We start from the raw sequence: 22,237 nt of genomic DNA, 5'->3' as shown, positions 1-22,237 counted from the left end.
CCGCGGGGGTCGACGAGCCGCATGGCTGTGGTGTCCGGGTGCGATCGTCGTGCGCGTGGGCACGGGGCGTGGCCTGCGCGTCGTGTCGGGCTGCCGCTCAGGGAGTGGGCCCCTGCGGGCCGCCGGACCTGCGGGGGCGGCGTGCAGACCGCACGGCCAGCTGCCGAACGAACCGCCGACGCGCAGGACTGAGCCTGCGGGCGATGTCGCGCAGCGGGTGGGCGAGCGCGGCGCCGACGAGGACCCCGAGGGCGATGGCTGCCACGATGACGAGGACCTCGGCCGCGGCGACGACACCGGCGGCAGGGGAGGACTCGATCTGGGCCACGGAGACGAGCCCCAGCGACCCGGGCACGAGCAGCCAGAAGCTCGGCAGGAAGGCGACGACGCGGGGCACCTGCGGCCTGACGAACTCCACCAACGTCGCGACGAGGCTCGCGGCGGAGGCGCCGAGGAAGGCGCCGAGCCACGGACCCTGGTCCGTCGCGCGGCCGAGCTCCTGCGCGATGACGGTCGCGCCGATCGTCAGGAGCAGCGCCGGGACGAGGGACGGGGGCACGGACTCGAGCAGGGAGATGCCCACGGCGACGAGCAGCAGGCCGAGGAGGGGCGCCCACAGGCCCAACTGGTCCGGGCGCTCACCGTTGATCCGCGAGAGCGGGACGCCCAGCACGGCGACGGCCGCCCCGACTCCGAGGGTGGCCAGCAGCAGCTGGGTCGCGCCGTAGGCCAGCCGGGACGTGCCGGCCACCATCGCGCCCGCGGACAGCTCGGTGAGGCCGGTGACGATGAGGGCCCCCGGCAGCAGCACGGCGATCGGGGGGACGAGCGTCCACAGCGGTGCGTCGACGAGTCCGATCTCGGCCGCGCCGAAGGCGGCCATGGCCGACGCGAAGGCCGCCAGGAAGGGCATCAGGGTGCTGACGAGGAGGGTGCGACCACTGAGCATCATCAGTCCGGCGATGACCTGGCTGAGCACGGCGGCGAAGAGCACCGACGTCCATGCCGGCGCCAGGACGAGGGCGACCCCGGTGCCGATGAGGAAGATGCCCAGCGGCAGACCGTAGGCGGGATAGCGGTGCGGATGCTGACGCAGGACCGCCAGCCTGGCCAGGGCATCGGCCGGTGGGAGGGTGCCGGCGGTGAGGGCCGCGTGCACGGCCGTCACCTCGGCGAGCTGATCGAGCCGGACCCCGCCGTCGACACCCTCGAAGGTGGCCGCGTCGCCACTGGTCAGCGACACCCAGAGCCCGGTGGGCGAGGCAGCGACCTCGATGCCGACGTGGCCGAGGGTCTGCGCAGCCTCCCGCACGTCCTCCTCGACCTCGTGGACCGGCATGCCGCCGGCGAGCAGCCCGGCGCCGAGCCAGGCGAGCAGTCGGCGGGTGTCCTGGGCGGCGGTCGTGGTCACCGCGCCATTGTGGGGGATTGGGGACGGCAGAGGTGGGTAGGCCGTAGTGACAGACCAACGACGAAAGGAGTCCCAGTGACCGTCTCGAGCAGCAACCGCCCCGAACGGGTGGTCGTCGTCGGCAGCGGGTTCGCCGGATTCGAGGCGGCCCGAGGAGTCTCCCGACGGCTGCGCCGCGCCGAGCGACCTGCCGAGGTCGTGCTCGTCTCGATGCACGACTACATGCTCTACACCCCCTTGCTTCCCGACGTGGCGGGCGGGCTCATCGATCCGCGCTACGTGGCGGTGCCGCTGGCCAACGAGCTGCCGGGGGTCTCGCTGCGACCGGGTTGCGTCGACGGTGTCGACCTGCAGGCGCGGACGCTGCACGTCAGCGGCTGCGCGCCCGAGGACGAGGAGATGCACTGGGACCGGTTGGTCCTCACGCCGGGGTCGGTGACCAAGCTCCTCGGCGTGCCCGGGGTCGCCGAGCACGCCCGCGGCCTGAAGACCGTCGCGGAGGCGTTGTACCTGCGCGAGCAGTTCCTGTACCAGCTCGAGCTCGCCGAGCACGAGCGCGACCCCGAGGTGCGACAGGCCCGACGCACGGTCGTCGTCGTGGGCGCCTCGTACGCGGGGACGGAGCTCGTCGCCCAGCTGCACGCGCTCGCGCAGGACCATGCGCGTCAGCGCGGCAAGCCTTCGGGCCAGGCCCGCTTCGTCCTGATCGACCTCGCCGACCGGGTCATGCCCGAGGTCGGTGACAAGCTCGGCGACCGTGCGCTGCAGTCGCTGCGGGGACGGGGCATCGAGGTCCGCCTGGGCACGAGCCTCGAGGAACTCACGGCGGAGGAGGCCACGCTGACCGACGGCGACGTCATCGGCACGCGGACGGTCGCCTGGGTGACGGGCGTGACGGGTGCACCGATGCTCGGGACGCTCGACCTGCCGCTGACGAAGGGTCGCCTCGCCGTCAACGCGGACCTGTCCGTCCCGGGCCACCCGCACGTCTTCGCGGCCGGTGATGCCGCGGCCGTGCCGGACCTCGCGAGCAAGGACAAGGACGCGATCACCCCGCCGACCGCGCAGCACGCGGTGCGTCAGGGCAAGGCCGTCGCGCGCAACGTCGCGGCGAGCCTCGGCGTGGGCAGCAGCCGGCGCTACAAGCACCGCAACCTCGGTCTGGTGGTCGACCTGGGACCGAAGTACGCCGTGGCGAACCCCCTGGGTGTCAGGTTGTCCGGGTGGCCGGCCAAGATCGCCGCCCGCGGCTATCACCTGGCGTCCCTGCCACGGTCGGCCAACCGCTGGGCGACCGCGCTCGCGTGGACCGCCGAGGTGACCAGCGACCGGCCGATCTCCCGCCTCGGGTTGGTCAGTGCCGACGAGGCCGGCTTCCGCGCCAGCGAGGGCATCACCGACGAGTGAGCATCAGGGCCGCAGGTGCGAGGCCCCGTTGAGGTCGACCGTGGCGCCGGAGGCCCACTGCGCGTCGGGCGAGGCGAGCCAGAGCACGGCGGAGGCCACTTCCTCGGGTCGACCCACCCGGGCGAAGGGGGAGTCCCCCCTGATCGCATCGCCATCCGTGGAGGCGAGCCGGTCGGCCACCCGCTCGGTGTCGATGAACCCGGGCGCGACCGTGGCGACCGCGATGCCGTGCGGGGCCAGCGCGACCGCGAGCGAGGCGTCCATGGAGTGCAGCGCCGCCTTGGACGCCGCATAGGCGGGGAAGTCCGGCTCGCCGCGGTGAACCCCGCGCGTGCCGACCGTGATGACCCGGCCCGGCAGCCCGAGCTCGATCAGACGGGCTGTCATCGCGTGGGTCACCAGAGCGGTACCGAGGGTGTTGATCCGCAGGTACTCCTCCCACCGGCGTTGCCAGACGACGGACTCCGTCGTGGCCGGGTGGTGCCCCAGGGTCGGCGTCGTCGCGATCCCGGCGTTGTTGACCAGCACTGTCACCGGACCACCGAGGGCCATCTCGGCGGCAGCCGGCAGGCCACGGGCGTCCTCCGCGTCGCCCAGGTCGGCCGCGAGGAGGGCGTGACCGGTGCCCGGGAGGGACGCGAGCGTCTCGCCCCCTTCGTCCCGGGCCGTGCGCACGTGGACGGCGACGTGATCGCCCTGCTCGGCGAAGGCCTGCGCCACCGCGCGGCCGATCCCGCGCGAGGCGCCGGTGACGAGGACGCGGCGGTTCATCGTGCTCCACCGTCGCCAGCGGGGAGGACCATGGCGATGACATCGGGGGCCTGAGGGGAGAGCCACCCGGGGCGGACCCGCCCCACCTCGTGCCATCCGGCGCGTCGGTAGAGCCGCATGGCGGCAGTGCAGGTGGGCACGACGTCGAGGCACGGCGCCAGGCCCTGCTCCCGCAGCGACTCGACGGCGGTCGCCAGGAGCGCGGCTCCGGTACCGGTGCCCCGCGCAGCCGTGGCGGTGAAGAAGACCGCGACCTCACCCAGCTCGTCGTGGGGGCGCCCGTGGCCGCGCTCCCAGGCGCGGACGACGTCGGCGTCACCGCCCTCGAGCCTCGCCGGGTCGGCCGGCGTCGAGATGGCGATGTGCCCGACCGGTCGTTCGTCGATCTCGGCCACCCAGGCGCTCGAGATCCGCGGACGCTGGATGAACTGCTCAGCCGGGTACGGCAGCGGGTGGCGGTGCGGGTAGCCCGAGCCGGGCTGCTGCTCGAGGAGGGCCGCGGCGAGGTCGGGCACGTCTGAGGCTCGTCGGGTTCGGATCATCGGTGTGGTCGGACTCGTCGGTGGGCGCACGGGCCCATCGTGCCCGCCCACCCCCGCCGCTGCGAGGGCGACCCGACCGGAGGTCGGCGGTGGCGGTCGACCGGGACCGCAAAGAGCGCGCCGCCCCGACCCCACGGGTCGGAGCGGCGCGGTACATGCGTGGGCTCAGCCGGACCGGTCCGCCCGGGAACGGGTCCTGGTGGCCAGCGCGGCGAGGGCCTTGGGAAAGATCTCCCCGGGCGGCGTGACGAGGCCGGCGCCCACCTGACCGACCCCGGCGAGGCGGCCGGCCATGCCGGTGTTGATCTGCGGGAGGATGCTGGTCCGGCAGACCTTGGTGACGTCGATACCCGTGGGCGCACCCATGAACTCCAGCACCGGGATCGCCCAGCGGTTGTTCTCCGCCAGGGTGATCTCACCCATTCGGCGCGTGGTGGCCAACGCGTCGGGCACCGACCCGCCGACGAACCGGACGATCGCCGGCGCGGTCGCCATCGAGAACCCGCCGATCCCGGCGGTCTCGGTGATCGCCGAGTCCCCGATGTCGGGGTTGGCGTCCTCGGGACCGAAGTCACCCAGGAAGAGGCCGTCGGCGATCTGCGCCGGCCCGGTGAACCACTCGTCGTCCGTCCCGGCGACCTGGATGCCGAACTCGGTGCCGTTGCGGGCCATCGCGACCACCATGGTCGATCCCTCGATACCGCGCGCCGCGTCGAGCTGGAGCTTGCACGCCGGCATGGCGACGTTGAGGAAGAAGTGGTCGTTGCCGCCCATGAACGCCAAGGCCTCGGCGACGTCGGACGGGTCGGCATCGGATGTCACCAGTGCCGGCGCCAGGTCCCGCAGGAGCATCAGGGTCCCGGCGCGGTTGCGGTTGTGCGCCTCGTCGCCCATCTGGAGCATCTGACCGAGGATGGCCGTGGCGTCGATGGGCCCCGTCGCCCGGACCGCCTCGGCCAGCAGTGGACCGAGCGTCCGCGACATCCACCGCAGGCGCTCGAGGACCTCGGGCGCGTAGGCGCCGTAGCGCAGGACCTTGCCCAGTCCCTCGTTCAGGGAGCAGTACGTCCGGCGACCGTCCTCGGGGTCCTCCAGGACCCACATCCACATCGACGGCGAGACGACGCCGGCCATCGGGCCGACGGCGCGGCGGCTGTGGCAGGGCGCCAGGCTGACTCCCTCTCCCGAGGCGAAGAGTGCCTCGGCGTCCTCGGGGTCCTCCACGAGGCCCTCGAGGGCGGCGGCTCCCATCAGGGCCCCGCGCATCGGACCGGAGGCGTTCTCCCAGCTCAGCGGGGGTCCGGCGTGGAGGAACTCGCCCTTCTGCAGGCCGAGCACCTCGTGGGCCGGGGCGACGTCGACGACCATGGCCTGCACCGCCAGGACCGCCTCGACGGCACGACGGTTCGCCTCGGCGCGAAGGGGGTCGGTGACGACCGTGGCCAGGTCGGCCTCGGTGCCCGCCATCGGGGGGCGCCAGTCGACGCGGGTGACGGGAACGGCCTGGGCATCCAGGGCGTCGGCGAAGATGCCGACACCCGCGGAGGAGACCCCGGTCTCGAGGCTGGTGTGGGTCGTCGTCATGATGCGGCTCCGATCAGCGTCAGGGCCCGGCGGGTGGCCCGGGCGTTGGAGAGGTGGACCTCGGCGCCGGCGTCGGCCAGCGCCTGCGCTTGGGTGCTGAGGACCTGGGGGTCGTCGGCGGTGCCGACGCAGGAGACGAGAACCGCCAGGCGACGGCCGTCCGCCTGCGCGGAGGCGATGGCCTCCCGAATGGCCGGGGCGGCGGTGGCGGCCGGGTCGGCGTCGGCGCCGTGCCCGAGGACGACGTCCATCAGGACGACCGAGCACTCCGGGTCCGCCGCGGTCCGGGCCAGGTGGTCCATCCGGATGGTCGGGTCGATCATCGGGTGGGCGCGTCCGGCCGTCATCGAGTCATCACCGAAGTCGATCATCACGGTGCCCTCGGCGGTCAGGGAGGAGTCGAGTGCGTGGGCCGGGTCGAGGGGGATGTTGCTGTGCACCGGCCCCAGGCTCTCGCTGGCCAGGAGCATCGACTCGTCGCAGAGGGTGCCCCCCGCGAAGAGGCCGCGCAGCCGACCGGAGGAGACCTGCTCGGGGGCCGATCCCCACATCGGCCACTGCGGAACCGTCCGGCCGAGGGTGGTCAGGATCGCCTCCGCCGATGCGGTCAGGTCAGGCTGGCCGGCGCCGAGGAGGGCGAAGTGCACCGGGGTGGCGAGCGTCTCGGCGTAGGCGCGCAGCTCGCCGGCGACGTCCTCCGCGGGCGGCTTGGAGACCACGACGATCAGCTCGGTGGACGGGTCGGCGTCAAGTCGACGCATCGCCTGGCGGGTGGCCAGCGCGCCGACCTCGGTGCTCAGGTCCCGACCGCCCACGCCGAGCGCGGCGGTCATGCCGACGCCTGCGTGGTCGAGCAGGCACATCAGCTGCTGGCAGCCGGTCCCGGAGGCTGCGACGATGCCGACGGGCCCGGGCCGGACCGTGTTGGCGAACCCGAGACCGACTCCGTCGACCATCGCGGTGCCGCAGTCGGGTCCCATGACGAGCAGGTCCCGGTCGCTGGCGATGCGCTTGAGGGCGACCTCCTGCTCCACGGGCACGTTGTCGCTGAAGATGAGCACGTCCTGTCCGGCGTCGAGCGCGTCCATGGCCTCGACGGTGGCGTTGGGCCCCGGTACGGAGACCAGCGCCAGTGCGGTACCGGTGCGCTTGATCGCGGTGCCGATGGTGCGGGGGGCCTCCTCGCTGCTCTCCGAGGACCCGCCCCGCTTGGTCACGGCGGCCAGAGCGGCGTCGACGGCGGCCAGGGCGGCGTCCAGACGGCTCTCGTCGTCCAGACGGACGGCCACGACCATGTCGTTCGGGGAGGTCTCCGGCAGGTCGAAGCCCATCGAGGCGATGACGTCCAGGTTCAACGGTGTGGCCATCGCGACCTGGGCGGCGCGGACGCCGTCGACCGCGGCGACGTCCTTGCTCACCTGCAGCAGGGCGACGGAGTCGGCGTACGCCCCGGGACGGCGCTCGACGTGGGTGAAACCGGCTTCGCCGGGTGAATTCGTCATGTGCAACTACTCCTTGGTGCGAGGTGGGCGAGGGCGAGGGCGAGTCCGAGGACGAGCCCGTCTCCGGAGGTGTGGCCGATCCGGGTGACGCTCGCCAGGGACTCTGCGGGGTTGGTGGACGGGTGGGCGAGCGCGGTCAGCAGCTGCCCGAACTGGGGCACGACCTCGGCGTGGACCGAGCGGCGCAGCAGCGTCGCCGACAGCGCGGTCGTTCGGTGGTCCGCGAGGTCGATGACCCGCTCGGCCACGGGGGCGACGCCCGGATAGGAGGCCGCGACCATGGTGGCCAACCAACCGCAGAGCACGTCGTCCCCCACCGGGGTCAGACCGCTGCCCCGGCCGAGCAGGGCGACGACGGCATCGGGTTCGGCCGCCTCGAGCAGCCCGAGCCCGGCCTCCGGCAGCTCGGCACGGGCTCGTGCGTGCCCCGGCCCCAGGGCCGCGGACAGTCGCTCGGCCATGGCCGGGGCGGTCGCCGGGTCGATCCGCGGCGCCGTCGTGTCGATCGTGCGTCCGATGCGGACGGTGGCGCCGCTGAGGTGCACCCTGCGGGCGACGATCGGTATCGCCGTGCCCACCGGGGGGACCTCCCCGGACGCGGACAGGTCGGCCGTCGTGCTCAGCGTGGTGCGCAGGGCGCAGGGGACCTGGACGGCAGCTCGGGTGGTGATGGCCAGGACGTCCGAGTCCAGTGCGAGGTACAGGGCGTCGGGGCCGGCGTGGACGACGGTCGCCTCGCCGCTGCCGGCGGCGAGCAGGTCGCGAACCCACCGGGGCGCCGCTGCGGCGAGCTCTACCCGGGTCACTGTGGACACGACGGCCTCGACATGGTCATGTCTGGGACGGTATCCGGTCCTGCTAGCCTCGTTGAAGGCAGAAGTTGCCAAGGATCTGAGATCGGATGACCACATTGTGATGAGCCACAGTTACCGGGTTCCGCTACGGGACGTGCTGAAGGTCGACGTGATGCGCAACACCTCGGTGCTGGCGGGACGGTCCGGGCTCGACCGTGTGGTCACGCGGTTGAACGTGATGGAGGTCCCGGACATCGTCGACTGGGTCCGTCCGCACGCACTGCTGGTCACCGCCGGTTACCCCCTCGTCGGTCTCAGCGAGGCCCGCTTCATCGAGTTGCTGCGCTCGCTCGTCGACCGCGACGTCGCGGCGCTTGGCATCAAGATCGGCCGGTACGTCAACGAGATCCCGTCCGCCGTGCTCGACGTGGCCGACGACCTCGGGTTCCCCATCCTCTCCCTGTCCGCGGACATGGCCTTCGACGACCTCCTCGAGGAGGTCCACGTGAGGCTGACCGACGTCCAGGCGGACGTGCTCCAACGCACTGACGCCCTGCACGCAGCCCTTGAAGGGCTGCTTCTCGAGGGGGCAGGGCTGGATGAGATCGCCGGGCGCATCTCCGAGGTGCTCGGCCTGGGCATCCTGGTCACGACCGTGGATGGGCGCGAACTCGCGGGTGCGCTCACCGAGCACATGCGGGAGGTGCTCGTGGCGGCCGACGCCTTCGACGACACCGGGCGCTTCCGGGTCGAGCGGGCGAGGCTGCAACCGATGCCCGTCGGCGAGGGGCAGGTGCTCGTGCAACCCGTGGTCGCCGCCAGCAGCGACCTGGCGCGGCTCGTCGCCTTCGACCCGGACCGGGCGGTGCCCAAGGACGACGTCCATGCACTGCAGCGGGCCTCGGCCGTCGCTGCGCTCCTGATCACTCAGCAGCAGGCGGTCAACGCGGTGGAGTCGAAGTACCGCGGGGACTTCCTGCGGGACGTCCTCAGCGGGCGGGCGGGTGAGGCCCAGCGCATCGCGGAGTACGCGGAGGGGCTCGGGTGGAGCCTCGACCTGCCCGCGATGGTGGTCACCGCCACGCTCGATCCCCAGCGCTCGGACTCGGAGGTGCCCACGACCACGCGTCGGGCGTGGCACGAGCGCTTCTTCCTGGCCTGGAACAAGGTCGTCGCCTCGCACAGCAAGAGCTTTCCGTCGGCCGACTTCTTCGACGAGGTGGTCAGCGTGATCTCGGTGCCCGCGCATCTGCGTGAGGACCCGCAGGCCGACACCGCGTACCTGCAGGCCCAGGTGGGCAAGATCGTCACCGCGGTGGCCGGGGACGGCGGTGGTCGGCGTCGCCCCTTCTCGGTGGGGACCAGTCGGCTGGCGCACAGCCTCGAGGAGCTGCCCGCCGCCTACGGGCAGGCCCGCCGGGCGAACGAGGTCGGTCGCCGGTTCAACGGGGACCGGAGCACATCCCACTTCGACGACCTGGGCATCCACCGCCTCATCGGTCTCATCCCCGACCGGGACGAGATGGCGGCCTTCGCCCGCGACGTCCTCGGCGAGCTCGCCGGCGCCGACGCCGAGCACGAGAGCCTGCGCGAGACCCTGCAGGTGCTGCTGGACACGAACCTGAACGTCGCGGAGGCCTCCCGGGTGCAGTTCGTGCACTACAACACGATGCGCTACCGGATCGCCAAGCTGGAGCAGATCGTGGGTCCATTCACCACGGATGCGGTCCTGAGGCTGAACCTCGCAGTGGCCCTGAAGGTGCACGAAGTATCCTTCTGAAACACCTGAACCAGCGCTCAGGTGTAGGCGCGTCAGGCTCGATCCGCACGGCTGCCGCTACTCATGATGTGCCAGTAGTCAGCGCGGTCGTCTGTCACTAGTGACCAATGAGTATGTGTGATTCTCCGCACTAGGCTCAGGCCACCGCAGCGGCTACCGCTCTTCTTCTAGGAGTACCTCATGGCGAGCATTTTCCAGTGGACCGAGGTCCACGGCGGCAAGACCCCTCCTCCGGGTGAATCGGTCGGGCCCCACGAACGAATGAGCTGGGGCCGCACCATCGGCATCGGCGTGCAGCACGTCGTCGCGATGTTCGGCGCCACCTTCGTCTTCCCGGTGGTGATGGGGCTGGACCCCAACCTCGCCATCCTGTTCTCCGGCCTGATGACGATCCTCTTCCTGGTCATCGTCAAGAACTGGGTTCCCAGCTACCTCGGTACCAGCGCGGCGTTCGTCGGTGTCGTGGCGGCGATCCGTGCCCAGGGCGGTGACTCGGCCGACGTCACCGGCGCGATCATGGCAGCCGGCATCGTCATGGGCCTGGTGGGCGTCATGGTCCACTTCGCGGGTCCGGGCATGCTGAAGAAGGTGCTTCCGCCCGCGGTCACCGGCGCCGTGGTCATGTTGATCGGCTTCAACCTCGCTCCGGTCGTGGCCAACGTCTACTGGCCGCAGGACCAGTGGATCGCGATCCTGACCACACTCTTCCTCGTGTCCGGAGCCGTTCTCTTCCCCGGCTTCTGGGCACGTATCGCGGTCTTCCTCGGTCTCGTCTTCGGCTTTGCCGCCTCCTGGATCGCCGACCTGGTCTTCGGACCGATCACCTCCGTCACTCCGACCAGCGGTGGCGAGGCCATCGCGCACGACCGCGTGAATCTGGCGGGTCTGGGCGACGCGGCGTGGTTCGGCCTGCCGAGCGGACAACTCGCCGACGGGGTCTCCGCGATCCACGGCCCCAGCTTCTCCTTCGTCTTCGTCCTGCTGGCACTGCCCGGCGTGATCGCGCTCATCGCCGAGAACACCGGCCACGTGCGGGCGGTCGCGGAGATGACCGGCGACGACCTCGACCCCTACATGGGCCGCGCGCTGGGTGCGGATGGTCTGGCGACGGCCATCGCCAGCTCGGTGGGTGCCTCGCCCACGACGACCTACGCGGAGAACATCGGCGTCATGTCGGCCACCCGGATCTACTCGACCGCCGCGTACTACGTGGCCGCGATCGTCGCGATCATCCTCGGCCTGGTGCCGAAGTTCGGCGTCATCATCAACGCCATCCCCGGCGGGGTCCTCGGCGGCATCACCGTGGTGCTCTACGGAATGATCGGCCTGATCGGCGCCAAGATCTGGGTCGACAACCGGGTCGACTTCGGCAACCCCGTCAACATCGTGCCGCTGGCCGCGGGCCTGATCGTCGGTATCGGTGACGTCACGCTGAACATCACCGACGACTTCCAGCTCAGCGGCATCGCCTTCGGCACCATCCTCGTGGTGGGGCTCTACCACATGGTCAAGGGCAAGGCTCACGACATCGACAACAAGCCAGCTGAAGAAACGGACCCGACCTACACGTGAAACCAGCACCCTTCACCTACAGACGTCCCACGTCCCTGACCGAGGCCCTCGACCTGCTCGCGCAGGAACCCGAGGCGAAGGTCCTGGCCGGTGGCCAGAGCCTGGTGCCCTTGCTGTCCATGCGGCTGAGCTCGGTGCCCGTGCTCATCGACATCAACGGTCTGCCGGACCTGGCCCGGGTCACCGTCGATGACTCGGGAGTGCGCTTCGGTGCCCTCGTGCGGCACAGCGACCTGCTGGCGCACGAGGGTGCCGCGGCGGCCCAGCCGTTGCTCGCTGCGGCATTGCGGCACGTGGCGCACCCGACCATCCGCAACCGCGGGACGACGGTGGGTTCGATCGTCCACGCCGATGCCTCGGGTGAGATGCCGATGATCCTGCGCCTCGCCGACGGGACCCTGACGGTGGCCTCATCCCGTGGACGTCGGGAGATCGCCGCGCGGGACCTCTTCGTCGGGCCCCTGGAGACGAGCCTGGCGGCCGACGAGATCGCTGTCGAGGCCTTCGTGCCTGCCCTCCCTGCGGGAAGCGGGGTCGCCTTCGACGAGGTCGCTCGTCGACACGGCGACTACGCCCTCTGTGGCGTGGGCGCGGTGGTCGCCCTCGACGGGGCCGGCTCGGTCGAGCACGTCCGTGCCGGCTACGTCTCGGTCTCCGAGACCCCCGCCGTCGTCGACCTGACCGAGTGCTTCCCGGACGGCGAGATGACCGCTCGGACACTGGCCGCCGCGGGGGAGATGGCCGTGGGGCAGCTCGACCCGGAGTCCGACATCCACGGCACGGCCGACTACCGCGCGCAACTGGCGCGTGCGCTCACCGCGCGCGTGCTGAAGGCCGCGCAGGACGACGCACGCGCCAGAGCGGCGCAGAAGGTGAGTTCATGACCATGTCCGAACCAACCAGCGAAGAGACGGTGCCCGTCCGGTTGCACGTCAACGGAGTCACCCACGACATCGTCGTTCCGCCACGCCGTCTGCTCAGCGACGCGCTCCGTCACGACATCGGTCTGACCGGAACACACGTGGGATGTGAGCACGGGGTGTGTGGTGCCTGCACCATCCTCGTCGACGGAGCGCCCTCGCGAGCCTGCCTGATGTTCGCCGTCGGTGCCCAGGACGTCGAGTTGACCACGGTCGAGGGGCTCACCCACGAGGACGGCAGCCTCAGCCCGGTGCAGCAGGCATTCAAGGACTGCCACGGGCTGCAGTGCGGATTCTGCACGCCCGGGTTCCTGACGACGATCGCTGCGGGCATCCGGGACAACCCCGACCCCGACCGGGAGGACGCCCGCGACATGATCGCCGGCAATCTGTGCCGGTGCACCGGGTACCAGAACATCGTGGCGTCGGTGCTGCGCGCGGCCGAGATCCAGCGCGAGGAGGAGGCATCGTGACCACCAAGATGATGGGAGAGCGCGTCCCGCGGGTCGAGGACGACCGGCTCGTCACCGGCAAGGGCCGCTACTCCGACGACCTGGTCCCCGGAGCCCTCGAGACCGCAGTACTGCGTAGTCCCCACGCCCACGCCCGGATCGTCTCGATCGACGTGGAGGCGGTCCTCGACGTGCACGGTGTGCACGCGGTCTACACCTACGAGGACCTGCCCGGCCCGATGGCCGATCCGCTTCCGCTGCTCATCCCGCACCCGGCGCTGACGCACGGACGCACCCAGTACGCCCTGGCCAAGGACGAGGTCAACTACGTCGGCGAGGCCATCGCCTTCGTCGTCGCCGACAACCGCTACATCGCGGAGGACGCGCTGGAGCACATCGAGGTCGAGTACGACTTCCTGCCCCCCGTGGTCGGTATCCCCGCCGCGCGGGCGGCACAGGAGCTGGTGCACGAGGACGTCCCCGGCAACCGGGCCGCCACCATGCACCAGTCCTTCGGTGACGCCGACGCGGCGATCCGGGACGCGACGCACACGTTGAGTCTGGACTTCACCATCGAACGCAGCGCGTCGATGCCACTGGAGGGACGTGGGACGGTCGCACGGTGGGACGAGGACCTCAAGCGGCTGAGCGTGTGGACCTCCACGCAGACCTCCACCGGAGTGCGCGCCGCGGTGGCGTCCAAGCTCGGTCTCGACCTGGGACAGGTCGACGTGATCACCCCCGACGTCGGCGGTGGCTTCGGCGTGAAGATCATGCACCCCTGGCCCGAGGAGCTGCTCGTCCCCCTGGCAGCGAGGTCGCTGAAGCGTCCGGTGAAGTTCACCGAGGACCGCCGGGAACACTTCATCTCCGCCGCCCACGAGCGCGGCCAGGAGCAGCACGTCGACGTCGGCTTCGACGACGACGGGCGGATCACCGGGCTGTCGGTGCACTTCTGGCACGACAACGGGGCCTACACCCCCTACGGCCTGATCGTGCCGATCATCACCTCCACCCAGCTGCTCGGCCCGTACAAGCCGCCGAACTACTCGGTGACCTTCGAGAGCCTCTACACCAACACGGTCATCGTCACCCCCTATCGCGGCGCCGGGCGTCCGCAGGGCGTGTACGCCATGGAACGCACCATGGACGCGATCGCGGCGCACCTGGGCAAGGACCGGGTGCAGGTGCGGGAGGCCAACTTCATCCAGCCCGAGGACTTCCCGTACGCGCAGGGCGATCTGCTCTTCCAGGACGGCCGGCCGTTGATCTACGACTCGGGCAACTACCCGGAGCTGATGGACAAGGCCAAGGCCCTGATCGACTGGTCGGACTTCGAGGCCTACCGCGAGGAGGCCCGGGCCGCCGGCCGGAAGGTCGGCATCGGTATCGCCTGCTACGTCGAGGGCACCGGCGTCGGGCCCTACGAGGGCGGTCACGTCCACATCGAGACCAGCGGCAAGGTCAAGGTCTCGACCGGCCTGACCAGCCAGGGGCAGGGCCACGAGACGGCCTTCGCGCAGATCGTGGCCGACGAGCTCGGCGTCCCCTTCGCGGACATCGAGGTCGTCACCGGGGACACCCGGCGTTCGCCCTACTCGGTGGGGACATTCGCCTCCCGGGCTGCGGTGATGAGTGGCTCGGCGATCGCTCTGGCCGCACGCAACGCACGCCAGAAGGCCCTACGGATCGCGGCGCAGGCACTGGAGGCCGATGTCGACGACCTGGAGATCAGCGAGGGCATCGTCCGGGTCAAGGGTGTGCCCCAGAGCGAGATCGCGCTGGGCACGCTGGCGGTGCTGTCCAACCCCCTTCGCTATGCCTTCGACGAGGCCTCCCGGGCCGCGACCCAGTTCATCGTCGGCGACCCGCTGCAACCGCCGGTCGGCGAGGACGACGAGCCGGGGCTCGAGGGCAAGGACTACTACTCGCCGATGCGGTGCACCTTTGCCAGTGGGATCCACGCGGTGATCGTCGAGACCGACCCGGAGACGGCGGAGATCACCATCCTGCGCTATGCGGTCGTCCACGACTGCGGCACACTGATCAATCCCAAGATCGTCGAGGGGCAGATCCACGGTGGCGTGGCCCAGGGCGTCGGCGGTGCCCTCTACGAGAAGATGGCCTACGACGAGCACGGCCAGCTGCAGAACGCCTCGTTCATGGACTTCCTGATGCCCTACGTCACGGAGGTCCCCGACGGGATCGAGGTCGACCACCTCGAGACACCGTCCCCGCTCAACCCGCTCGGGCTGAAGGGGGCGGGAGAGGCCGGTGTCATCCCCACCTCCGCCGTCTTCGCCTCAGCCATCGAGGACGCGGAAGGCTTTCCGATCACCGCGATGCCCATCTCCCCTTCCGAGCTGCACGCTCTGCGGCTCACCCATGAACACGATCGCGCACGCGATCAGGACACCATCGAAAGGTCGAACTCGTGAAGATTTCTGGGTCCGCGCAGCTGGCCGCACCACCGGAGAAGGTCTGGGACGCCCTGCTGTCACCGGAGGTCCTGGTCCGCACCATCCCGGGCTGCGGCCGACTCGAGGCCACCGGCGAGAACAGCTACGCGCTGTCCGTCACGGCCGGGGTCGCCTCCATCAAGGGCACCTACAAGGGGGACGTCCACCTGGAGGACCTCAACCCCCACTCGTCGCTGACCATGCGGGTCAACGCCGCCGGGTCGGCCGGCACCATCGGTGTCACCGTGCTCGTGCGCTTCGAACCCGGTGAGGACGGCACGACCAACCTCAGCTACGACGCGGATGCCGTCGTGGGCGGCATGATCGGCGGCGTCGGCCAGCGGATGCTCACATCGGTCAGCAAGCGTCTGGCCGCGGAGTTCTTCACCTCGGTCAACAAGGTGCTCACCGGCACCGAGACGCCGGCAGCCGTGGCGGCGGCCGCCCCCACGGCGCCCACCCCCGTCGCCGATGCGGCTCTGCAGCAGCCCGGGGCCCGCGCGGTCGCGGCGCCGGTTGCCTCCTCGAGCGACCTGGTCAAGGGCTTCCTGCTCGGCGCGGGCGTCATGCTCGCGGGCGTCGTGACCGGCGCGCTCGCCGCGCGCCGCAGGTGAGGAGGCGGCCGTGAGTCAATCCATCGACCACTACTCCAGCGCACGGACGATGCGCGACGCCGTGCGGGAGAAGTCGATCTCCGCCCGGGAGCTGCTCGACCTGCACCTCGAGCGCATCGAGCGGACGAACCCGCAGGTCAACGCCCTCGTCAGCCTCGACCCGGAGCGGGCCCGTGCCGAGGCACATCGGGCCGATGAGCGGCTGGCCCGGGGAGAGCCCGTCGGGCCCCTGCACGGGCTCCCCTACGCCGTCAAGGACACCCACGAGGTCGGTGGGTGGCGCTCCACCTCCGGCTCCCCGGTGCGAGCCGACCACATCCCGGAGCACGACGAGCTGGTGGTCCAGCGAGCCCGTGCCGCGGGCGCGATCACGGTCGCCAAGACCAACACCCCCGAGTTCGCGTCCGGTTCGCACACCTTCAACCCGATCTTCGGCACGACGTACAACCCCTACGACCTCGGCCGCTCGGCCGGGGGCTCCAGCGGCGGCTCGGCCGCGGCGCTGGCCAGCGGGATGGTGCCGCTGGCGGACGGCAGCGACATGGGCGGCTCCCTGCGCAACCCCGCCTCGTTCTGCAACGTCGTGGGCATGCGCCCCTCCTTCCAGCGGGTGCCGCAGTGGCCCAACCCCAACCACTGGGAGGCGATCTCGGTCCAGGGCCCGTTGGCCCGCAGCGTCGACGACCTGGCGTTGTTGCTCTCGGTGCAGGCCGGTCCCACCGATCGTGTCCCCCTCTCCCAGCAGGTGCCGGGGGAGACCTTCGACCTGATCGACCCACTGGACCTGAAGGACCTGCGGATCGCCCTGTCGATCGATCTGGGCGGTGCCTTCGAGGTGGACGCGGACGTGGCCTCGATCATTCGCGCCCAGGCAGCGATCTTCGAGGGTGTCGGCTCCCGGGTCACCGATGCCGCGCCCGACCTCAGTGAGGCCGAGGACACCTTCCGCACCCTGCGGGCCTGGCACTTCCACGCCTCCTACGGTGGCCTGCTGGCCGAGCACCCCGACCAGTTCAAGGCGTCCCTGGCCGACAACATCCGGGCGGGGGAGACTCTCACCGGTGCCGACATCGCCCGGGGGTACCGGCAACGGTCGCTGCTGGCCGAGCGGATGCGCACCTTCTTCGCCGACTACGACGCCCTGGTGCTGCCGGTCAGCCAGGTGCCCCCCTTCCCCGCCGATCAGGAGTATCCGGCCGACATCAACGGGCAGGTCCAGCAGACCTATCTGGACTGGATGCGCTCGGCGTACCTGATCACGGTCACCGGGTGCCCGGCGATGTCGGTCCCGGCCGGATTCACCCGGCAGGGGTGGCCGGTCGGTCTGCAGATCGTGACACCTGCCAACAGCGAGCGGCGGTTGTTGTCCATCGCCCACGCCTACGAGCAGCTGACCCTGATCGGGCGGCGTCACCCCGCCCTCTGACTGGCGTACTCTGCCAACGGAACGACCTTTCGTCATCATGTGTCGCCATGGATGATGCGCCTCCAGCGCGATGGGATGTGACGGCAACGACAACCAGGAGGCTGCACAGGTGCCACAGGAAAGCCACGTCAGGATCGGGATCGACACGGGTGGGACGTTCACGGACGTCGTCGCCTTCGACGAGTCCACCGGGCTGACGGTCACGACCAAGACCCCATCGACACCCGGTGATCCCGCGGACGGCTTCTTGGCCGGCATCGCCAAGGTCCTGCAGATGCTGGACCTGAGCGTGGACACGCTGAGTGCCATCAGCCACGGCACCACCGTCGCCACGAACCAGCTGCTCGAGGGCAAGATCGAGCGGATGGGGTTCATCACCAACACCGGGTACGAGTCGGTGCTGGAGATCGCGCGCCAGTCCGTGCCCGACGGGTACGGCAACTCCTACTTCTGGGTGAAGGAGGAGCGCATCGTCCCGCGGCACCTGGTCAAGGGGGTCTCCGGACGGTTGGACTTCACCGGGAAGGAGATCGAGCCCTTCGACGAGGAGCAGGCCCGCGGGATCGCGCGCTGGTTCCGCACCCACGAGGTCAACACCCTCGGCGTCTGCCTCATGCACTCCTACGCCAACCCCGCCCACGAGCAGCGGATGCGCGAGATCCTCGCCGAGGAGCACCCCGAGGCGATCATCTCGGTCTCCTCGGAGGTGCTGCGCGAGTACCGCGAGTACGAGCGGTCCATGACCACGCTCGTCGACGCCGCGGTGAAGCCGAAGCTCTCGCGATACGTGGACAACATCAAGAACCGGCTGCGCGAGATGACCTCGGAGTCCGCCCAGCGCGAGGTCCCCTTCTACGTCATGAAGTCCAACGGTGGCGTGCTCAGCGCCGACGAGGTCGTGCACCAGCCGATCACGACCGTGCTCTCCGGTCCGGCCGCCGGCGCGCTCGGCGCGGCCATGATCGGTGAGATCGCCGGCTTCGACCGCATCCTCGGCTGTGACGGCGGCGGTACCTCCACCGACGTCTCGGTCGTCATCGACGGTGAGCCCACGTTGACCACGGAGGGCTCCGTCGGCGTCTTCCCGAGCAAGATCCCGATGATCGACGTCGTCACCGTCGGCGCCGGTGGCGGGTCCATCGCCGCGCTGTCACCGGAGGGCACCCTCAAGGTCGGTCCCGCCTCGGCCGGCGCCGATCCCGGCCCGGTCTGCTACGGCAACGGGGGCACCGAGGTCACGATCACCGACGCCCACGTCGTCCTGGGTCGCATCCCGGCCCACCTGCTCGGTGGTGAGATCGCACTGGACGTCGACAGCGCCCGCACGGCGCTGGAGGAACTGGCCGGTCAGCTCGGCATGACGGTCGAGCAGTGCGCCACCGGGATCCTGGAGATCTCGGCGTGGAACCAGGCCAACGCACTGCGGCAGATCACCGTCAAGCGTGGTCTCGACGTGCGCGACTTCACCCTGACCACCTTCGGCGGCTCCGGCTCCCTGCTGCTGTGCCGGCTGATGGACATCCTGGACATCTCCACGGTCCTCGTCCCGCTCAACCCCGGCAACCTCTCCGCGTTCGGCCTGCTGACCGTGGACGTGAAGAACGACTACGTCCAGACGTCGGTCACCTTGCACGAGGCCCTCGAGACCGACCGGTTGGCGAGGATCTACGACGAACTCGGCGAGCGCGCGATCGACGCCTTGAACCGTGAGGGCTTCGACCCCGAGACCCACCAGCTCGTCCGCACGGCGGACCTGCGCTACTTCGGTCAGGCCTTCGAGGTCCGGGTGTCCGTCGACGACGGGCCCATCACCCAGGAGCTGGTCGACGCGGTGGCCCAGCGCTTCCACGACGAGCACCGGGCGCTCTACGGCTACGACTTCGACGGCAACCCCGACCAGCAGGTCGAGTGGGTCAACCTGCGGGTCTCGGGCATCGGCCCGATCCAGCGCCCGGAACTCACCCCGGAGGCCCTGCAGCAGGACCCGCGACCCGAGCCGACCTCCCGTCGCCAGGTCTGCTTCGACGCCGAGCTCGGTCGTGTCGAGACCCCCGTCCACTGGCGCGAGGACCTCGTGCCCGGAACGCGTCTGACCGGGCCGGCCATCATCGAGGAGTTCGGTTCCACCGTCCCGATCCACCCCGGATTCGCCGTGCGCGTCGACGAATACCGCAACATCATCGTCACCCGTGAAGGAGCCGACTCATGACCACCTCGAGGCTTGCCCCCACCGACTTCCCGTTCGACTCGCTGACCCCCGACGCCGGGGCGGGTGCCGACCCGGTCCTGGTCGAGATCGTCCAGGGCAGCCTGGCCGCGGTCGAGATGGAGGTGGAGACGGCCATCGGACGCACCTCCCGGTCCCCGATGATCCGCGACGCCCACGACTTCCGCGCCGGCATCCACGACCGGCTGATGCGCAAGCTCACGGGCCGCTCGTACAGCGCGCTCGTCCACCCCGTGGCGCGTGACTTCCCGCTGGAGACGATGGTCCCGGGCGACGTCTTCTTCCACAACGACGTCTACGAGTCCGAAGGGGGCATCGGTCACCTTCCGGACCTGTGCGTCACGGTGCCCGTCTTCCACACCTCACCGGAGACCGGCGAGTCCGAGGTGGTCGCCTTCGTCCAGGCCTTCGGTCACCACGACGACATCGGTGGCGCCGTGCCCGGCTCGATGCCCAGTGGCGCCACGAGCGTCTACGAGGAGGGGTTGATGGTTCCCCCCATCAAGCTCTGGGACGCCGGGGTCCCCGTGCAGTCGGCGCTGCGGATCATGACCCGCAACTCCCGCACGCCCGAGGCCCTCGCAGCCGACCTCGACGCCGAGTGCTCCGCCTGCCTCATGGGTGCGCAGCGACTCGGGGAGCTCTTCGACCGGTACGGCCGTGGCCCTGTCGAGGAGGCCTTCGACGCCATCATCGACAACACCACCCGGACCTACCGCCGGGAGATCCTCAGCCAGATCCCCGTGGGCACCTGGACGTGGGAGGACTACGCCGAGCACGACGGGGTCGACGAGCCGAAGCTGCACACGCAGCGGATCACGCTGACCAAGACCCCGGCCAGCGACCCCGACGGTGAACGGCTGATCTTCGACTTCGCCGGCACGTCCCCGCAGGCCAAGGGGCCGATCAACCACTGCGGTGACTACTCCGACGGCGTCTTCCTGAAGAAGTGGCTGGCCCCGATCCTGCGCAACCTGGCGCAGACGCCCGAGCGCATGGCCGAGCTCGACGTCAACGAGGGCATCGTGCCGCTGATCGAGATGCGCTTCCCCCCGAAGGGCACCCTGCTCACGCCCGAGTTCCCGGCGCCGACGAATGCCCGCACCTTCGTCATCCTGCGCCTGCTCGGGGTGCTGTCCGGGGTGATCGCCAAGGCGGTCGACGGGCGGATGCCGGCGGACCAGGAGACGATCCGGTACACCGGCGTCTACGGCGAGGACCTCCAGGGGCGCTCGTACCTGATGCGCGAGGTGCTCGGCGGCGGCTCCGGTGGTCGTTACTATGCCGACGGCGAGGACACCATCCACGTGGTGCCGGACTCGCGGAACCTGCCGACCGAGTTCACCGAGTCGCGCTTCCCGTTCATCGTGGAGAGCCTCGGTCTGGCCCTCGACTCCGGCGGAGCGGGCCAGTTCCGCGGTGGGCTGGGGTACGAGAAGCGTCTGCGGATGCTCAAGGACGCGCACTTCATGTCCATCGCCGACCGCTCGATCCTCGCGTGCTGGGGAGTCAAGGGCGGCAAGGCCGGCTCCCCCTTCGAGGTGATCATCAACATCGACACCCCGCAGGAGCGTCGCGTCGACGCGCTCGCCGACGACGAGTTCGTGGCAGCCGGCGAGACGATCTGCATCCGCACCACCGGCGGAGGCGGATGGGGCGACCCGCTCGACCGCGACCCCGAGCTCGTGGTCCGGGACGTGACCTGGGCGAAGGTCTCCACGGAGGCCGCCCTGCGCGACTACGGTGTCGTCCTCACCGGTGCGGTCGACACGGACGACCTGGCGCACGACGCCGCGGCCACCACGGCCGAGCGGCAGCGGATCCGCGACGCGCGTGCCGAGGAGCCCTTCTTCGACCGGGGCCCCGGGTACGAGCGACTCAGCGGCGGCAGCCTCAGCGCGGACGTCGACTGGCTGTGAGGGCCCCGAGCGCCGAGATCGCCGTCATCAGTGGCCGGGGCAAGACCGGCACGGCGGTGGTCTCGGCGCTCGCCGACCTCGGGGTCGGAGCCCGAGCCCTGGGCCGTGCCGAGCGAGCCGACCCGGGCACGGACCTGCGGGGGTGCCGGGCGGTCTACCTCATGGCGCCCAACATGGCCCCGGACGAGCCCGACCTCGTGCGAGAGGTACTCGCCGCCGCGCGGTCCGCGGGTGTGACCCGGGTGGTCTACCACTCCGTGGCCGCTCCCTACGCGCCGCTGATGCCCCATCACGTGAACAAGGCCGTGGCGGAGGACCTCGTCCGCCGCAGCGGGACCGACTGGACGATCCTGCAGCCCTGCGCCTACGTGCAGAACGTCATCCCCGGTCTGCAGGGGGAGGACCCCGGGATCGACGTCGCCTACGACCTCGATGCCCCCTTCGGCCTGGTCGATGTCGCGGACGTGGCGCAGGCGGCGGCCACCGTGCTCACCCGGGCCGAGCACATCGGCGCCACCTACGAGCTGGGCGGCCCCGATCTGGTGGGTATGCGTGACGTGGCTGCGATCGCGCAGGAGGTGCTGTCCCGGCCGGTGCGGGCGCGACGGATCGGTGCCTGGGCATGGGCGGCAGGTGCCGGGGCCGGTCTCGACCCGCGGGAGCAGGAGTGGCTCCTGGCGATGTTCGCCTACTACGACCGCTACGGCCTGCCCGCGCGTCCCCGGACCCTGTCCGGCCTGCTGGGTCGGCCGCCGCGCGACGTGCGCGAGGTGCTGGCTCGAGAGCTGGACCCCGGCCCCGGGCATCACCGTGAGTGACTTGGCAACACCTGCCTCCCACAGCCGCGAACTCGGCAT

The 22,237-nt window shown here is 70.7% G+C and carries 17 protein-coding genes; 11 read left to right on the top strand and 6 right to left on the bottom strand.

What is annotated here, in order from left to right:
- Window positions 1-97: 97 nt before the first annotated feature.
- Window positions 98-1,411: a threonine/serine ThrE exporter family protein gene (locus V1351_RS14600; protein WP_338748921.1), complete on the bottom strand. Its 1,314-nt coding sequence runs from the start codon at window positions 1,409-1,411 to the stop codon at window positions 98-100.
- A 75-nt stretch (window positions 1,412-1,486) separates the two neighbouring features.
- Here V1351_RS14600 and V1351_RS14595 point away from each other — a divergent pair, with 75 nt between their 5' ends.
- The gene (locus tag V1351_RS14595; protein ID WP_338748920.1) at window positions 1,487-2,818 is read left to right on the top strand and encodes an NAD(P)/FAD-dependent oxidoreductase; all 1,332 of its coding nucleotides are present in this window, start codon (window positions 1,487-1,489) and stop codon (window positions 2,816-2,818) included.
- A gap of 3 nt (window positions 2,819-2,821) precedes the next feature.
- Here V1351_RS14595 and V1351_RS14590 read toward each other — a convergent pair whose 3' ends face one another.
- The 5 genes from V1351_RS14590 to V1351_RS14570 form a co-directional block, all read right to left on the bottom strand.
- Window positions 2,822-3,589, bottom strand: a complete 768-nt coding sequence (locus tag V1351_RS14590; protein ID WP_338748919.1) for an SDR family NAD(P)-dependent oxidoreductase — start codon at window positions 3,587-3,589, stop codon at window positions 2,822-2,824.
- On the bottom strand, window positions 3,586-4,104 hold the full coding sequence (locus tag V1351_RS14585) for a GNAT family N-acetyltransferase (protein WP_338748918.1): 519 nt from the start codon (window positions 4,102-4,104) through the stop codon (window positions 3,586-3,588). The genes V1351_RS14590 and V1351_RS14585 overlap by 4 nt, the downstream gene beginning before the upstream one ends.
- 192 nt (window positions 4,105-4,296) lie before the next feature.
- A complete protein-coding gene (locus tag V1351_RS14580; protein WP_338748917.1) occupies window positions 4,297-5,715 on the bottom strand; it encodes a DUF1116 domain-containing protein in 1,419 nt (472 codons plus the stop codon).
- Window positions 5,712-7,217: an FdrA family protein gene (locus V1351_RS14575; RefSeq protein ID WP_338748916.1), complete on the bottom strand. Its 1,506-nt coding sequence runs from the start codon at window positions 7,215-7,217 to the stop codon at window positions 5,712-5,714. The genes V1351_RS14580 and V1351_RS14575 overlap by 4 nt, the downstream gene beginning before the upstream one ends.
- Complete coding sequence (locus tag V1351_RS14570) at window positions 7,214-8,032, bottom strand: DUF2877 domain-containing protein (RefSeq protein ID WP_338748915.1); 819 nt, start codon at window positions 8,030-8,032, stop codon at window positions 7,214-7,216. Before V1351_RS14570 ends, V1351_RS14575 begins: the two co-directional genes overlap by 4 nt.
- Before the next feature lie 100 nt (window positions 8,033-8,132).
- Between V1351_RS14570 and V1351_RS14565 the strand changes: the two genes are divergently transcribed.
- From V1351_RS14565 to V1351_RS14520, 10 genes are all read left to right on the top strand, one after another.
- Window positions 8,133-9,791 carry a PucR family transcriptional regulator gene (locus V1351_RS14565; RefSeq protein WP_338748914.1) on the top strand — a complete coding sequence of 553 codons (1,659 nt, stop codon included), beginning with the start codon at window positions 8,133-8,135 and terminating at the stop codon, window positions 9,789-9,791.
- A gap of 180 nt (window positions 9,792-9,971) precedes the next feature.
- Window positions 9,972-11,363, top strand: coding sequence for a uracil-xanthine permease family protein (locus V1351_RS14560; protein WP_338748913.1), 1,392 nt, complete (start codon window positions 9,972-9,974; stop codon window positions 11,361-11,363).
- Entirely contained in the window at window positions 11,360-12,247 is an 888-nt protein-coding gene (locus V1351_RS14555; RefSeq protein ID WP_338748912.1) for an FAD binding domain-containing protein, read from the top strand. The genes V1351_RS14560 and V1351_RS14555 overlap by 4 nt, the downstream gene beginning before the upstream one ends.
- Window positions 12,244-12,756: a (2Fe-2S)-binding protein gene (locus tag V1351_RS14550; RefSeq protein ID WP_338748911.1), complete on the top strand. Its 513-nt coding sequence runs from the start codon at window positions 12,244-12,246 to the stop codon at window positions 12,754-12,756. The genes V1351_RS14555 and V1351_RS14550 overlap by 4 nt, the downstream gene beginning before the upstream one ends.
- The gene (gene cutA / locus V1351_RS14545) at window positions 12,753-15,173 is read left to right on the top strand and encodes an aerobic carbon-monoxide dehydrogenase large subunit (RefSeq protein ID WP_338748910.1); all 2,421 of its coding nucleotides are present in this window, start codon (window positions 12,753-12,755) and stop codon (window positions 15,171-15,173) included. The genes V1351_RS14550 and cutA overlap by 4 nt, the downstream gene beginning before the upstream one ends.
- Entirely contained in the window at window positions 15,170-15,808 is a 639-nt protein-coding gene (locus tag V1351_RS14540) for an SRPBCC family protein (RefSeq protein WP_338748909.1), read from the top strand. Before cutA ends, V1351_RS14540 begins: the two co-directional genes overlap by 4 nt.
- 10 nt (window positions 15,809-15,818) lie before the next feature.
- The gene (locus V1351_RS14535) at window positions 15,819-17,234 is read left to right on the top strand and encodes an amidase (protein ID WP_338748908.1); all 1,416 of its coding nucleotides are present in this window, start codon (window positions 15,819-15,821) and stop codon (window positions 17,232-17,234) included.
- Between the two features lie 109 nt (window positions 17,235-17,343).
- Window positions 17,344-19,443, top strand: a complete 2,100-nt coding sequence (locus V1351_RS14530; protein ID WP_338748907.1) for a hydantoinase/oxoprolinase family protein — start codon at window positions 17,344-17,346, stop codon at window positions 19,441-19,443.
- Entirely contained in the window at window positions 19,440-21,380 is a 1,941-nt protein-coding gene (locus tag V1351_RS14525) for a hydantoinase B/oxoprolinase family protein (RefSeq protein ID WP_338748906.1), read from the top strand. Before V1351_RS14530 ends, V1351_RS14525 begins: the two co-directional genes overlap by 4 nt.
- Window positions 21,377-22,198 carry an SDR family oxidoreductase gene (locus V1351_RS14520; RefSeq protein ID WP_338748905.1) on the top strand — a complete coding sequence of 274 codons (822 nt, stop codon included), beginning with the start codon at window positions 21,377-21,379 and terminating at the stop codon, window positions 22,196-22,198. The genes V1351_RS14525 and V1351_RS14520 overlap by 4 nt, the downstream gene beginning before the upstream one ends.
- The last annotated feature ends 39 nt before the right edge of the window (window positions 22,199-22,237 follow it).

The sequence above is a fragment of the Janibacter sp. A1S7 genome (assembly GCF_037198315.1).
Taxonomy (GTDB): Bacteria; Actinomycetota; Actinomycetes; order Actinomycetales; family Dermatophilaceae; genus Janibacter; species Janibacter alittae.
Note: the sequence above shows the minus strand (reverse complement) of the source record. Positions and strands in the feature narration are given on the sequence as shown.